The sequence below is a fragment of the Streptomyces sp. NPDC052023 genome, from assembly GCF_044548465.1.
GTDB lineage: Bacteria > Actinomycetota > Actinomycetes > Streptomycetales > Streptomycetaceae > Streptomyces.
The window spans coordinates 1-13,445 of record NZ_JBIUBW010000012.1; the positions used below are offsets into that span (position 1 = coordinate 1).

Genomic DNA, 13,445 nt, shown 5'->3' on the forward strand with positions numbered 1-13,445 from the left:
CCCTCCCCGAGAAGTCCACGCCGAACATGTGAAGTTGCGAGCCGTCGCGTGAAATAGACAGTCAGATCCCTGTCCGAAGAACACGAGGCCCCTCACCCAGGTCGACTGCGTAGTTCGCAGCGTTGACGAGGGTCCGGCGCTTACGCCGCACGGTTTCCGCTGCTGCGGCTGTTCCGTCAAGCTTGAGTTTCAGGGAGTCGAGCACTGCGCGAGCGGTGGCAGGTTCGGCGAGATCAGCGAGCGGCCGAGACGCCTTGGACACCCAATGAAGAACGTTCCGCACATCGTCCGGAACTTCGCGGTCGTTCGGCGCCGGCAGTACGAAAGCCCAGTTGCGGAGTGCTTTGCGGATCGTCTCGTCAGACGGCCGGCCGGAGCGCTCGCCGAGAAGCTGCATGGTCACGCTGGTGAGCGATTCGTTGATGCCGTCGCGCGTGTTGGGGGCGGCATGCGGCCACTTCATGGCGAGGTACCGCAGCGCGAAGGCGTACCAAGACACGGCCGACTTCGTCTCCTCCATCGATGCCGGAAGACCGGTCCCCGTGTCGAACTCCTCGCCATCGTGCATCGCACGCATGAGCTTGGTGCGGTAGTGGTCAGCGAGTGCCTTGGTTCGGAAAGACTCGGAGAAGACGTTGCCGGCCACTGACCAACGCACTCCGTAAGACGGCGTCTTTGTGTCCCGCTTACGGACGCTCCAGACCTTCACGTCAAGAGATTTCACGCGGCGGTCTCCATCTGCCGCAGCCAGGTCCGGAAGTCGCTCCGCCACACTCGCAACTCACCATTGGGGAGCTTGAAAGCAGCCGGCCCCTGCCCGAGTTCGCGCCACCGGTAGAACGTCCGCCGGGAGACTCCCCCGAGCTCATCAAGGATCTGCGGGACGGTCATCAGCTCGTCTTTCACGTCAGGCTCCTTCCAGGGCTGCGAGCTCTTCGCGGGCGGTTTCGCGGTTGAGCTGGAGGCCGCGGGCGATGGTGGCGGCGAGGACGGATTCGCCGGGGGTGTGGCCGTGTCCGGCGTACTGCCAGTCGGCGAGGACGAGGACGGTGTCCGGCTCGCGGTCGTCGTCGAGGCCGAGGGCGGCGTGTTCCTGGGCGGCGCGGTAGTCGGCGCGGGCCTGGCGGAGGGCGCCGAGGGTGGTGGAGTAGCGGCGGGACTTGGAGGAGAAGTGGCCGCGGAAGCCGAGCATGTGCGCCCAGGCCCACAGGCGCCGATCGGGGTAGAGCGGATCGAGCAGTTTGCAGGCCGCGATGAGGCGGCGGGTGTGGTCGGGGATTTGGTGTCGGTCGAGTTCGGAGAGTTCGCCGATGCGGCGGTCCAGGGTGCCGGTGTTCTCGGCGGCTTTGGTGGCGTACTTGGCGACGTAGGAGGCGACGGCCTGTTCGGTGATCTCGGAGCCGTTCCCGAACGCCTTCACCGGGCGGACGTCGAGCTGGGTGCCCCAGCGGAAGGTCCGGGCCGGTTGACCCTCGGCGGCCGGGACGGAGACCGAGGTGTAGGAGTGCGCGGCTGCGGCACGGATCGCGTCGGCGAGCAGCTGCACGGTGGCCCAGGACGGCGGCGGGGTGTTCGGGCCGTCGGGTCCGTCGAGGCGGATCACGGCATGGAAGTGCAGGGCGCCGCGTTTCTGGAACTCGGCGACCTTGCCGTACGACAGCCGGGCCCGCTCTTTCAGCTCCCGTTGGGTGAGGCCGGCGCGGGCGGCGATCTCTCGGCGGAGCCGGTTGGTGAAGCGCTGCCAGAGCTGCCCGGCGTGGTTGTTGAACAGCACCGCGCCCGCGTAGTCGTACGACTTCGGGTCGAGGGCGGTGCCCAGCTCCGGAGCGTCCGGGGTGTGGTGGGTGCCGCAGCGGCAGGTGCCATGGTCGGGCCGGTTGTGCACGCGGCCGAACGAGGGGGCGGTGAGGGTGGCGAAGACGCGCGGGTGGTCGCGGACGGTGGCGGGGATGTCGCGGCGGTCGTCCCCGGCGAGGCCGGCGCGGATGAGGTGGTAGGTGTCGCCGGCGTAGGTCCAGGCGCAGGAGGGGCAGCGGGAGGCGCGGCGGTTGCCGCAGGCGAGGCGGAGTCGTCCGCCCGGCTCGTGCTCGGTGGAGTAGTGGTGCAGGGTGGCGCCGGTGGTCTTGTCCTTGTGGATCGTCCAGCCGGTGAGGTGGATGGGGTCGGCGCAGCCGCCGGTGCGGCGGATCTGTTCTTCCCAGCGGTGGTAGTCGACGGCCGAGGCCACCCTCAGCAGGTCGCCGAGGGTGGTCGGGTCGAGCAGCGTCTCAGGCACCAGCGCCCTCCCGGACGGGGCGGGCGGGAACGGTGCCGGTGCCGTGGCAGGTGGGGCAGTGCGCGGTGATGGTGCGCAGGTGGCCGCGGGGGTTGCGGCCGCCGAGGGTGACGGCGACGGTGGCGAAGCCGTCGCAGGCCGGGCAGATACGTCGTGCGGGCGGGGTGGGCTGGGCCATGATGGTGGTTCCTTTCGATTGCGGTTGGAAGGGACGGCCCCGGGTGGCGGCGTGCTTGGCGGCTTGTGCGCCACCCGGTGGCCGGTCAGCGAGAGGCGCGGAAGCCCCGGCGGCCACGGCCCTTGGTCGCGTACATGGCCGCATCGGCGGCGGCGAGCGCATCGGTGAGCAGCGGTACCGGCAGCTCGGTGACGCGACAGACGCCGACCGACGCGGCCAACGGCAGCGATACGCCGTTATGGGGCAGCGGCCGGTGCAGCGCGGCGATCAGCGCGTCCAGGTCGACCGCGGCCAGGTCCCGGACGACGGCGACGAACTCGTCCCCGCCCAGGCGTCCGGCGGTGCCGGAACGGCCGCACCAGGCCCGGAGCCGGTCGGCGGTGGCGACGAGGGCGGCGTCCCCGGCGGCGTGGCCGTGGGTGTCGTTGAGCGTCTTGAAGTGGTCGAGGTCGACCAGGAGCACTACGGCGGACGGGTGCCGGCGGATGCAGTGTTCGGCGCGGGCGGTCCATCCGGCGCGGGTGTGCAGACCGGTCAGCGGGTCCCGGCGGGCGGAGGCGAGCCGGTGGGCGAGGACGCTCCCGTGCACGGCCCAGCCCAGTAACGGCAGCAGGACGGCGGCTATCTGCAGATCCATGACGTTCCCCTTCGGTGGCGGTTGGCGGAGTACGGGTCCCGGAGGCGGCGGCGTGCTGGCGGCTTGTGCGCCACCCGGGACCGGTCAGCGGCGGTGCTGGGAGGCGAGGAGCGAGCGCAGGACGACGGCGCAGACGGCGACCGAGGCGGCGGTGACGGCGACCGCGAGGAGCATGGAGACCAGGACGGCGCCGACGACCAGGACCACGGCGGTGCCGCCGCCGACCAGGGCGAGCGCGGTGCCGGGGGTGAGCTGCACGGTGGGCCGGGACGCGGCCGGGACCGGGGCCGGGGCGACGGGGGCCGACGGCGGGGGCGGGGTGCCGGGGGTGATGGTGGTCGGCTCGATGACGACCGCGGGCGGGGTGACCAGGCCGGTGGGCTGGGGCATGGTCGGGAGCTTGGGCCGGAACATGGGTGGATCTCCTTACTTGACGGCGGTGTCGATGACCGGGGCGAGGAGGCTGTCGGCGAGGAGGTAGCCGCCCAGCAGCAGCACGGCGACCAGCCAGAGAGGCGGGCGGATGAGCTTGACGCCGAGGACTCCGACGACCAGCAGGGCGAACCAGAGCGGGACATCCATGGCGGTGGTCTCCTAGCGGACGCGGCAGCGGTGGGTGCGGGCGGCGAGCTGGGCGGCGGACTGGCTGGTGTAGTCGGCGGACCAGCCGCAGCCGTCGGCGCTGCACACGGCGGCGTGCTTGGTGGTGCCGTGGCGGTCGCGGTGGGTGCCGATCTGCACCGGGCCGATCCGCATCACGGAGTGGAAGAAGTCGCGGGCGGGCATATCAGTCGGTCTCCTTGCGGGTCAGGTTGGGGTCGGGGAAGGCGGCGCGGATCGCGGCGGCGGTGGCCGGGTCGGCGGTGAGGCGGGCGGCCTCCTCGGCGAGCAGGTGGGCGAGGAAGGGGCGGTTGGTGGCGGCCATCTCGCGGGCGGCGTCGAGGTGGTCGGCGGCGGTCAGGTCGGCCGGGTCGACGAGCACGGCATGTCTCCGTTCGGGTCAGGTGAGCTGGGCGGCGATGGCGTCGGCCAGGTGCGGCGGGACGCCGAGGCGGGCGCGCAGGGTGTCGGTGTCGATCCGGACGCCGGTCCGGTGCTCGTGGTCGGCGGCGACCTTGCGGGCGTGGTCGACCAGCGCGGCCGGGACCACCACGGCCGGCGGTGCCGGGTCCGGGTCGGCGGTGGGCAGGGCGGGAGGCTCCTCGGACATCGGGGCCGGTTCGGGGACGGTGACCGGTTCGCGCTCCACCTCGGTCACGGGCTCAGGGGCCGGGTCGGCGGGTACCGGCACAGGGTCGGAGCGGTCCGCGGCCGAGTGGGCGAGGAGGGTGCCGCCCATGAAGGCCAGGGCGGGCCAGGCGGCGACGAGGATGCGCAGCCAGGCCGGGACGTGATTGAGGTCGAGGAGTCCGGCGGTGGCGACGTTCGCGCCGAGCGAGGCGACCAGGGCGATGAGGAACCAGCACCAGGCCAGCCGGGACGGCCCATCGGTGCGCAGCCGTCGCCAGGCCGCGACCAGCAGCAGGTCCACCGAGACCGGATACGCCCAGGCCTTCCAGCCGTCCTGTCCGGCAGCGGCGGCCAGGTCGTGCAGGTGGGCGAAGGACAGGGCACCGGCGATGACGGCTTGCACCAGGACGGCGTCCACACGCGGACGAGGCATGAAGGCTTCTCCCTTCCGGGTCAGGCAGCGGCCGGAGCGGACTCGACGGCGGGGGCGGCGACCGGCTGCACGTGGCCCGGTGCGGGGCGGAAGGCGTCCAGGCCGGGCAGGTGCGGGGTGCGGTCGGCGTGCTTGTTGCAGAGATTCACGGCCTGCCGCAGCGAGGTGTGCGGGGCGCGGATGCGGTGCCAACCGCCCGTGGAGTCACCGGCGATGGCGACCCCGCGTGCTTCCGCAGGGATCGTGATCGCGGCCAGCACGGCGTCCGGGGAGATGTCGCCGAAGGCCATGTTCGCCGAGGTTTCGTCGTTGACACGGTGGGCGGTGCGGCCGGTGAGCTGGGCGCGGAGCATGGTGATGCCCTTGCCGAGTTCGGAGCCGAAGCGCTGCCCGCAGATCTCCAGGTAGATGCCGGCGGCACGGCCGAGCTGGGCCAGGCGGACCAGGGCGGTGATGATCCGGTCGCGTCGCTTCTCCTGCTCCTTGTTGGCGAACAGGGCGAGTTCGGCGACCTCGTCGACCAGGACCACGACCGGCACCGGCCGCAGGTCTTCGGGCAGGTCCCAGATGTCGGCGGCGATCTCCGCATCCGGGACGCTCACGCTGATCGCTTGGTGGGAGCGGATGAGCCGGTAGACGTCCTCCATGTGCGCCACGAGGGCATCGAGGATCTCGGCGGCGGTGTCCGGGTTGTCGGCCAGCGCGGAGAACCGGCGCGCCAGCGGGAACAGCTCCACGCCCTGTTTGCAGTCGATGCCGACCAGCGCGACATCCAGCGGCGCGAGCCCGGCCACGAGGTTGCGCTGATAGACCGACTTCCCCGACTCCGTCGCCCCGAGGGTGAGCGCGTGCGGCACGGCCCGGTAGTCGCGGAAGTGGACCGAGCCGTCCTCCCGCAGGGCGACCGGGACGCGCATCGGCCGCGTGTCGGCGGCCAGGGGCGGCATCTGCACCCGGCGGAGCACGTCATAGCCGGTCATCCGCACCTCGACGACGCCCGAGCGCAGCTCTCGCGAAGTCACGCCGTACATGCCGAAGGAATGCCGCAGCCGGTCGGCGGAGGCAGCCACGTCGAAGGCGTCCTGACCGGGCCGGAGCTTGAGCCGGAGCACCAGGCCGGTCCGGGTCGGCCGCACCCGCAGGATGCGCGGGGCCTGCGGGCTCGGAACGGGCCGGTTGGCCATCCGCGCCAGGGCCAGTCGCCAGCGGGGAGCCGGGACCGTCAGGCCGCAGGCGTCCATGACCGAGCCGTACCGGACCAGGACCCGCAGCCCGGCGAGGGCGACGCCGAAGGTCAGCCAGTACCAGGCGGGGCGCCGCCACCGCAGGAGACCCGCAGCAGCGACGACCAGCACCAGGGCGACTAACAGCCACCTCATGACTCAGGCCGCCTTCGGCTTCGACGCGCCGTTGGCGAGCGAGGTCACCGCGACCGCGCGGAAGGCGATCCCGTGCCGCTTCTGGCCGTTGAACTCGTTCTCCCAGGGACGGGCGATCAGGCCGGTCAGCGCGACCGGCGTGCCCATCACCAGCTCACCGGAGATGCCGGACTCCGGCACGGTGACCGACAGGATCTCCACCTCACCGTTGGCCGCGAACATCACGTCCACGGTCGACAGCGCGGCGCCGGTCTCGGCGTCCATCGCGCGCTCGCCCGTACGGCGATCCTTGACCTTCGGCTGCGGGGGCTGAGCCACCATCACGGTCGCGTTGAGGGTGTCGACGGGGATCTGACGCACAGGGGATCACTCCTCTAGAAGTGCTGGACTCCGTCACTCATGTACATGAGTGATATGGAGAAGAGTGCATGACTCCTATACATGAGTCAACCCGCCGGGACGAAGAAGTCCGGGCGGGTTGACGGAATGTGAGCGAGCGTCAGTCGGCTGCGGGGATGTGGTACTCGAAAACGAACTGGTCAGCAGCCATGAGCGTGTCGCAGACCTCCACGACGCGCCCCGCTTCCGTGAGGGCGTCGCGGACGAGGTGGACCACAGGAGCGCCGGGGCTCAACGCCAGTTCGGAAGCCTCAGCTTTGGAGGCCGGCCGCGCTTGCAGGGTTTCGATGAACTCGGCGAAGGTGTGGCCGTCGTCCTCCAGGCGGGCATAGATGCCACCGGGTCCGGGGTTCTCGGCGAACAGCTCGGGGATGTCCTTGACCACGTCCCACGGCAGATACGAGCTGGCTGTCTCGACCGGAACTCCGTTGCGGAAGTAGAGCCGACGCCGGGCGAGGACCTGAGTGCCGGCCGGAACGCCGAGCCGGTCGGCGATCTCCTCCGGGGCCTCCATCGGACCGATGTACAGAACGCTGACCTTCGCCGTGGCACCCGACTGGGCCGACTCCGCGAGGTACGCGGCTTTACCGGCACGACGGTGCGAGGCCCGGAAACGGTCGGAGGACCGCAGCCGCACAGGCGGACGATCCTTGACCATCGATCCCTTGCCGTGGCGGGTGTCCACCAGGCCACTGGCGCGGACCTCCACCATGGCCTTGCGGATCGTGCCGCCGGAGACCCCGTAGCGTTCGACCAACTCCGATTCGCTGGGCACCATGTCGCCAGGCTTGAGGACACCAGCCCGGATCTGCTGAATGATCTCGTCGGCGATCTGAACGTACCGAGGTACGGCCCTGCCACCTCCTACCGCTGTTCCCATAGTCCTTCTCACTCTCCTATGCTCCTGTGCATGAGTAACAGCGTCCGAGAGGCCCAGTCAACGCCACTGCACTCCGTGTCCGTGGCCGGTGCCGTGGTGCGCGAGGACGGACGACTCTTGGCGATCCGCCGAGCGGACAACGGAACGTGGGAGCTCCCGGGCGGAGTGCTCGAACTCTCCGAGCAGCCAGAAGACGGCGTAGCCCGCGAAGTCTGGGAAGAGACCGGCATCCGGGTCGAAGTCGACGAGCTCACAGGGGTCTACAAGAACACGACGCGCGGCATCGTCGCCCTGGTGTTCCGGTGCAAGCCGTCAGGAGGCGTTGAGCAGACATCCGCGGAGTCAACAGCGGTCGACTGGCTCACGCCCGAAGAGGTAGCCGAGCGCATGACCGAGGTCTTCGCGGTGCGGCTGCTCGACGCACTGGACGGCAACGGGCCCCACGTCCGGAGCCATGACGGCAAGCACCTGATCCAAGCGCGGTAAGAGTTTCCCTACTTCATCAAGGCCCGCGCACGGCGCGGGCGCGCGCCGCCTCTGCGGCGCGGCCTGCCTCCTGTCTGCGCCCCGGCTGGCCGCGCCCGGCGGCGCGCTACGTGCTGCGGGCAGAAGTGAGGGAGTCAGCCGCGGGCCAAAGACATGCCTCCGGCGGGGGCGCTCAGGCTCCGAGATGGAGGGGGCGCCGTTCGCGGGTGCCGGCCGAAGGTGGCGTGCGCGGTGGCTCCCATCCCGTCTGCCGTCGACCCAGGTCGAGCCGAGCAGACGCGGCCCATGGCGTCCAGGTCGTTCGTACAGTAGCGCGCTCCACCTGGACGCCATGGACCACGCCCGCTCCACGGTGTGTGGGTCGACGGCGGACGGGATGAGCGCTGGTGTGAGTGGCGGGAAGGAGTCTGGCCACATGCCGACCCAGCCTCGTTATGCCTCAACATGTGAGGCGACGGTGACGGGCTAGCCGCGAGGGACGGCGCCCCGATTGTCGGCCGACAGCCGGGGCAGCACCAAGCAGGCGTGCTGCGTGAACAAGAGAGGTTATCTTCGTCCCGGACGTGAAGACGCGTAACCTATCGGGTTAGGCCGCGCCCACCGGACGATGGCCTCCAGTCACCCCAAAGCACGTTGCGCGACCGGCAGTCTACAAAAGATCGAGCAAGCTAGTACATCTAGAGAGGGCAGCTTTGTCGTCACTGAGCAACCTCCTTCGCCAGGTGGAGCAGAAGGATCGGGCGTTGGCCGAAGACATCCGTGACCACATCAAAGCGCTCACCGAACGGCGTGCGTTCGGACTCAACTTCGAGCGTCACACCCCCGAGACGGTCGAACTGCCCGGCAGGCCCGTCCGGAAGGGCGACAAAGTCCGCTTCCTGGCCCCCCGAGGAGCCGACCCCAAGAGCGTCGACCAGCGCCTATGGCGGGTCATGAGCACCACTCGAACCGACGACGGCCGCGTGGCGTCTTTGGCGCGACAGGTGAGCCCAGACTCAAACGATTTCGAGACAGCGAGCCGTGCTTGCGACGACTTGATAGTGGTCGCCGAGTTCCGTGACCCGATCTATCCGGGCCTGGTGTCTACCGGCAAAGTCGGGCGTGGCGGGGACAAGCCGTTCCACACGGTGATCAACGCGGAGAACTTCCACGCACTGCAGACACTTCTCTATACACACGAAGCCAAGGTCGACGCTATCTACATTGACCCGCCATACAATACCGGAGATAGCGACTGGAAGTACAACAATGATTACGTCGATAGCGACGATATTTATCGACACTCCAAATGGCTAGCATTTATGGAACGCCGCCTTAAGATGGCGAAGCGTCTCCTCAGGCCCGATAGCTCTGTCCTTATTGTCACAATCGATGAAAAGGAATACCTGCGCCTAGGCCTCCTTTTGGAACAGACTTTCCCCGAAGCCGACATCCAGATGGTTTCATCTGTCATCAACCGGGCCGCCTCGTTCCGAAAAGGTCGATTTGCCCGTGTTGACGAGTACATCTTTTACGTATTTCTTGGGGAAGGGCACATCCACCCATGGGTCTCAACCATGCTGGACGAGTCCGCGCTTCAGGGCGCGGATGACGCCACGGAGCAGAACGCCGACGAGGACTCGGTCCGAAGCGAGGAAGAGGGCGTGCCGAAGACAAAGGCGATGCCCACCGTCTGGTTCACCGCGGTGAGGCGGGGGACCGGTTCTGCAGAACGGAACGGCCGGCCGGCACTCTTCTATCCGGTTATTCTCGACGCTGAATCTGGTGCACTTATCAAGGTAGGGGACCCGCTTCCAAAGGACGCGCCAAGGTCCCAGTACGTTTTGGAACCCGGGACGGTGGCAGTGTGGCCACTCGCAAAAGACGGACGTGAGCAGAGGTGGCGATTCTCCGCCACGAAAATGCGCGAGTATTTCGCGGCAGGTACGGCCCGACTCGGGAGGCGCGACCCCGAAACGGGACTGCGCCCCATCACCTATCTCCAGCCTGGCACTATCAAAAACATTGCCAATGGAACCTTCAAGGTCACAGGCAAGAGCCCGGAAGGCGCCCTGGAACTCGCCCTCACCGAGGGGGCCATGAAGGATGTCACCCCGCGCAGCGTGTGGAACCAGACGAGCCATTTCGCTCGCGACCACGGCACGAACCTAGTCAAGTCACTGTTGGGCGAGAAGCGATTTGAATTCCCCAAATCTCTGTATGCCGTCGAAGATTCACTGCGCTTCGTCGTAGCAGACAAGCCGGACGCAGTCATCGTTGACTTTTTCGCTGGTTCCGGCACAACTGCCCACGCGGTGATGCGACTGAATAAGCAGGATGGCGGCCGCCGACAGTCTATTAGCGTCACGAACAACGAAGTTAGCGCGGAGGAGCAGACTCGTCTGCGCTCGCGGGGTCTACGGCCGGGAGACCCAGAGTGGGAGGCACTCGGTATCTGCGACTACGTCACGAAGCCCCGAATTAAGGCTGCCGTCACGGGGCTGACTCCGAGCGGAGAAGCGGTCAAGACTGATTACAAATTCACTGATGAGTTTCCGATGGAAGACGGGTTCGAGGAAAACGTCGAGTTTTTTACCCTGACTTACGAGGCCCCGCGGTCCGTCGCTCACCATCGCTCATTCGAGGCGGTCGCGCCAATCTTGTGGCTGAAAGCTGGCGCTAAGGGCAAACGAATCGACAAGGCACTCGAAGATTTTGCGGTTGCCGAAACCTACGGAGTGCTATTCGACCTGGATGCCTCACACGCGTTCCTCAACGCGCTCAGCGCCTCTGATCAGGTGCGGGTGGCTTTCATCGTGACTGACGATGACCGGGCATTTCAAATGGTCTGTTCTGAACTGCCGCCTCACGTCGAGCCGGTTAGGCTCTATGAGTCCTACCTGACCAACTTCAAGATCAATACGGGCAGAGAGTGACCGATGAAGTACACGCTTAAAGAGTACCAGGCCGATGCGGTCGGTCAGATGCTCACCTACTTTGCCGATGCACGCGACGATTACCATGGCAAGGGCAGGAATGTCTCGTTCTCGCTTGCCGCTACCACGGGCGCGGGGAAAACCGTCATGGCCTCGGCTGTTATCGAAGGGCTGTTCTTCGGTGATCCGGACTGGGACTTCGAGGCTGATCCGGGCGCGGTGGTCCTATGGTTCACGGACGACCCGTCCCTGAACGAGCAGACGAAAGCGCGAATTCTCGATGCGTCTGGAGATAGGATCACCTACTCTCGCCTCCAGGTTATTGAGAACACTTTCAACCGGGAAAAGTTTGAGCCCGGGAACGTATACTTCCTGAACTCGCAGAAGTTGTCAAAGAATACGCTTTTGGTTCGCGGCGCCGTAGAGGATGGTAATGCACTTTTTGAACGGAACGTAACGCCTGACCTTCGACAGCACACCATCTGGGACACTATCCGCAACACCATCGAGGATGACCGACTAACCCTCTACCTGATCCTCGACGAGGCACATAAGGGTATGAGGCGTCGTACCGCTGCCGACAGGGCCGAGCAGCAAACCCTCGTGAAGCGGCTCATCAACGGCGCCAATGGAGTCCCCCCGATCCCGGTGGTGTGGGGTATCTCCGCGACGATCGAACGGTTCACCGCCGCTATGAAAGACGTCGAGGGCCGGTACCCGTATCCTCACTATGAGATCGACCCAGCGCTAATCCAGGAGTCCGGCCTACTCAAGGACGACATCCGGCTCGACTTCCCAGCTGAGAAGGGCACCTTCGACACGGTGCTCCTGAGGCGCGGTGTCCGCAAGGTCAAGGCAGCCGGCCGTCTGTGGGAGCGATACGCCGAGGCTCAAGACTCCTCCGGAGACACGGTCAACCCTCTGCTCGTAGTGCAGGTGCCCAACACTCCGTCGAAGGAATTGCTCCAGGATGCCGTGGACGCAGTCCGTGAGGAGTGGCCTGAACTTCGGGGCGACGGCATCGCGCACGTGTTTGGCGATCATGTGTCAATCCATATTGGGGATTACGAGATCCCATACATCTCACCTCAGAAGGTGCAAGAAGCCAGCCATATCCGCGTCCTGTTTGCGAAGGATGCGGTCTCCACGGGTTGGGACTGCCCCCGCGCCGAGGTTCTAGTGTCGTACCGGCCCGCGACCGACAAGACGCATATCACCCAGTTGCTCGGCCGCATGGTCCGCACGCCTCTTGCTCGCCGTATCGCTGGGGACGACGTGCTCAACTCCGTCGACTGCGTGCTTCCGTACTTCAACCGAGCAACAGCTATGGAGGTTGCCGAGATTCTACTTGGGAAAAAGCCGCAGGGTGATGACGGTAAGGGCGACACCGGCGGCGGCGCCGGCCGGAGGGTACTCATCCATCCAGTGGACATGCACGCCAACGAAGCAATCCCGACCTGCGTTTGGGAAGCATTCGACGCCCTCCCCTCACAATCTCTGCCGAAAAAGGCCGCAAAGCCCACCAAGCGACTCTCAACACTAGCTCAGGCTCTCTCCCACGACGGCTTCCTCCGCGACGCCCGGAAGGCCGCTTACACCGAGATGTTCGCCGTTCTAGACGGACTAATGTCCCGTCATAGGGACGCAATCGAGAACGCTACGCGCGGAATTCTTAATGTTGAGGGTGAGACCATAGTTGCCACAGTTGCGGGCAAAAAGGTCGCGGATCCCGAGAAGTTCCACGAGATCGCGGACGAACGGTCAATTGAGGCTGACTTCAAGAACGCCCAGCGTATCCTCTCCGCTGACCTCGCCCGTAAGTACGCAGACCACATTGCTGTAACGGACGAAGACGACGACGGCCTATTCGATGCTCACCTTGCAGTGGTAGCACTGGCCGAGATCGACGGCGTCCAAGCCGACCTCAACCGCGAAGCTACCGCGCTCACCAACAAGTGGCTGGCACGGTATCGGGTTGACATCAAAGGTCTGACTGACGAACGCCGGGCGGTGTACGACGACATTCGAGGAATGTCGGCGGAGCCTCAGCGTATCGACATCCGTCGCCCCAAGGTCCGCACTGAAGAAACCGCAGCCGACGAGAAAGGCACCAAGGTCGAGACCCGGCCGCAGCACCTCATGTCAGATGAGAGCGGCCAGTTCCCCATCGGCTCTCTTAACAAATGGGAAACGAATGTACTCGACACCGAGTGCTCCCGCACCGATTTCCTCGCTTGGTACCGCAACCCCGGACGGGCCTCGGACGATTCGCTAGCGATCGCCTACAAGGACGGCAAAGGAAACTGGCGCCGAATGTGCCCGGATTTCGTGTTCTTCCATGGCAGCGAGGACAACGTTAAGGTCTCCATTGTCGACCCGCACGGTTTCCACCTCAGCGACGCACTTCCTAAATTGCGCGGACTCGCGAATTTCACCGCAGAATATGGCGAGGAGTTCCATCGGGTTGAAGCCGTTGCGCAGATGAACGAAAAGTCTCTCCGCGTGCTTGATCTAAAGAGCGAAGATGTCCGTCAGGCCATCGAGCAGGCGCATGACGCCGAAAGTCTGTACCTCAGCAGCGCTGCAACGGACTACTACTGACACGCAGGTGGCGGCTGTGCTTGGGGAGTCAT

The 13,445-nt window shown here is 66.4% G+C and carries 16 protein-coding genes; 3 read left to right on the plus strand and 13 right to left on the minus strand.

The window, feature by feature from the left end; genetic code table 11:
- Positions 1-61: 61 nt before the first annotated feature.
- From ACIHCM_RS23200 to ACIHCM_RS23260, 13 genes are all read right to left on the minus strand, one after another.
- A complete protein-coding gene (locus tag ACIHCM_RS23200) occupies positions 62-646 on the minus strand; it encodes a hypothetical protein (RefSeq protein ID WP_399898845.1) in 585 nt (194 codons plus the stop codon).
- A 74-nt stretch (positions 647-720) separates the two neighbouring features.
- Positions 721-891 (minus strand): helix-turn-helix domain-containing protein, encoded by a 171-nt coding sequence (locus ACIHCM_RS23205; RefSeq protein WP_360557010.1) that lies wholly within the window; start codon positions 889-891, stop codon positions 721-723.
- A gap of 16 nt (positions 892-907) precedes the next feature.
- A complete protein-coding gene (gene repSA, locus ACIHCM_RS23210) occupies positions 908-2,275 on the minus strand; it encodes a replication initiator protein RepSA (protein ID WP_399898848.1) in 1,368 nt (455 codons plus the stop codon).
- Positions 2,268-2,453: a hypothetical protein gene (locus tag ACIHCM_RS23215; protein WP_399898851.1), complete on the minus strand. Its 186-nt coding sequence runs from the start codon at positions 2,451-2,453 to the stop codon at positions 2,268-2,270. The genes repSA and ACIHCM_RS23215 overlap by 8 nt, the downstream gene beginning before the upstream one ends.
- Before the next feature lie 85 nt (positions 2,454-2,538).
- Entirely contained in the window at positions 2,539-3,090 is a 552-nt protein-coding gene (locus tag ACIHCM_RS23220) for a GGDEF domain-containing protein (protein ID WP_399898854.1), read from the minus strand.
- Positions 3,091-3,174: 84 nt separating this feature from the next.
- Positions 3,175-3,504 carry a SpdD-like protein gene (locus tag ACIHCM_RS23225; RefSeq protein ID WP_399898857.1) on the minus strand — a complete coding sequence of 110 codons (330 nt, stop codon included), beginning with the start codon at positions 3,502-3,504 and terminating at the stop codon, positions 3,175-3,177.
- Between the two features lie 12 nt (positions 3,505-3,516).
- Complete coding sequence (locus ACIHCM_RS23230; RefSeq protein ID WP_108708689.1) at positions 3,517-3,672, minus strand: hypothetical protein; 156 nt, start codon at positions 3,670-3,672, stop codon at positions 3,517-3,519.
- A 12-nt stretch (positions 3,673-3,684) separates the two neighbouring features.
- The gene (locus tag ACIHCM_RS23235; RefSeq protein ID WP_399898861.1) at positions 3,685-3,876 is read right to left on the minus strand and encodes a mobile element transfer protein; all 192 of its coding nucleotides are present in this window, start codon (positions 3,874-3,876) and stop codon (positions 3,685-3,687) included.
- Between the two features lies 1 nt (position 3,877).
- A complete protein-coding gene (locus ACIHCM_RS23240; RefSeq protein WP_399898864.1) occupies positions 3,878-4,072 on the minus strand; it encodes a hypothetical protein in 195 nt (64 codons plus the stop codon).
- 18 nt (positions 4,073-4,090) lie between these two features.
- Positions 4,091-4,753, minus strand: a complete 663-nt coding sequence (locus ACIHCM_RS23245) for a DUF2637 domain-containing protein (RefSeq protein ID WP_399898867.1) — start codon at positions 4,751-4,753, stop codon at positions 4,091-4,093.
- Positions 4,754-4,773: 20 nt separating this feature from the next.
- Positions 4,774-6,132, minus strand: coding sequence for an FtsK/SpoIIIE domain-containing protein (locus ACIHCM_RS23250; protein WP_399898869.1), 1,359 nt, complete (start codon positions 6,130-6,132; stop codon positions 4,774-4,776).
- Positions 6,133-6,135: 3 nt separating this feature from the next.
- On the minus strand, positions 6,136-6,492 hold the full coding sequence (locus ACIHCM_RS23255; RefSeq protein ID WP_190095226.1) for a hypothetical protein: 357 nt from the start codon (positions 6,490-6,492) through the stop codon (positions 6,136-6,138).
- Positions 6,493-6,631: 139 nt separating this feature from the next.
- Positions 6,632-7,411, minus strand: a complete 780-nt coding sequence (locus ACIHCM_RS23260; protein ID WP_399898873.1) for a GntR family transcriptional regulator — start codon at positions 7,409-7,411, stop codon at positions 6,632-6,634.
- An 18-nt stretch (positions 7,412-7,429) separates the two neighbouring features.
- Here ACIHCM_RS23260 and ACIHCM_RS23265 point away from each other — a divergent pair, with 18 nt between their 5' ends.
- The 3 genes from ACIHCM_RS23265 to ACIHCM_RS23275 all read left to right on the plus strand — a co-directional run bounded on the left by ACIHCM_RS23265 (position 7,430) and on the right by ACIHCM_RS23275 (position 13,413).
- On the plus strand, positions 7,430-7,897 hold the full coding sequence (locus ACIHCM_RS23265) for an NUDIX domain-containing protein (RefSeq protein WP_386563285.1): 468 nt from the start codon (positions 7,430-7,432) through the stop codon (positions 7,895-7,897).
- A 743-nt stretch (positions 7,898-8,640) separates the two neighbouring features.
- Positions 8,641-10,812 carry a site-specific DNA-methyltransferase gene (locus ACIHCM_RS23270; RefSeq protein ID WP_399898877.1) on the plus strand — a complete coding sequence of 724 codons (2,172 nt, stop codon included), beginning with the start codon at positions 8,641-8,643 and terminating at the stop codon, positions 10,810-10,812.
- A gap of 3 nt (positions 10,813-10,815) precedes the next feature.
- Positions 10,816-13,413, plus strand: coding sequence for a DEAD/DEAH box helicase (locus ACIHCM_RS23275; RefSeq protein ID WP_399898880.1), 2,598 nt, complete (start codon positions 10,816-10,818; stop codon positions 13,411-13,413).
- Positions 13,414-13,445: the final 32 nt, after the last annotated feature.

Bases quoted from the DNA above. Each gene is read 5' to 3' on its own strand.
- ACIHCM_RS23205 (WP_360557010.1), bottom strand. From the start codon at position 891: ATGACCGTCCCGCAGATCCTTGATGAGCTCGGGGGAGTCTCCCGGCGG.
- ACIHCM_RS23225 (WP_399898857.1), bottom strand. From the start codon at position 3,504: ATGTTCCGGCCCAAGCTCCCGACCATGCCCCAGCCCACCGGCCTGGTC.
- ACIHCM_RS23215 (WP_399898851.1), bottom strand. From the start codon at position 2,453: ATGGCCCAGCCCACCCCGCCCGCACGACGTATCTGCCCGGCCTGCGAC.
- ACIHCM_RS23275 (WP_399898880.1), top strand. From the start codon at position 10,816: ATGAAGTACACGCTTAAAGAGTACCAGGCCGATGCGGTCGGTCAGATG.
- ACIHCM_RS23250 (WP_399898869.1), bottom strand. From the start codon at position 6,132: ATGAGGTGGCTGTTAGTCGCCCTGGTGCTGGTCGTCGCTGCTGCGGGT.
- ACIHCM_RS23220 (WP_399898854.1), bottom strand. From the start codon at position 3,090: ATGGATCTGCAGATAGCCGCCGTCCTGCTGCCGTTACTGGGCTGGGCC.
- ACIHCM_RS23265 (WP_386563285.1), top strand. From the start codon at position 7,430: ATGCTCCTGTGCATGAGTAACAGCGTCCGAGAGGCCCAGTCAACGCCA.
- ACIHCM_RS23245 (WP_399898867.1), bottom strand. From the start codon at position 4,753: ATGCCTCGTCCGCGTGTGGACGCCGTCCTGGTGCAAGCCGTCATCGCC.
- ACIHCM_RS23260 (WP_399898873.1), bottom strand. From the start codon at position 7,411: ATGGGAACAGCGGTAGGAGGTGGCAGGGCCGTACCTCGGTACGTTCAG.
- ACIHCM_RS23235 (WP_399898861.1), bottom strand. From the start codon at position 3,876: ATGCCCGCCCGCGACTTCTTCCACTCCGTGATGCGGATCGGCCCGGTG.
- ACIHCM_RS23230 (WP_108708689.1), bottom strand. From the start codon at position 3,672: ATGGATGTCCCGCTCTGGTTCGCCCTGCTGGTCGTCGGAGTCCTCGGC.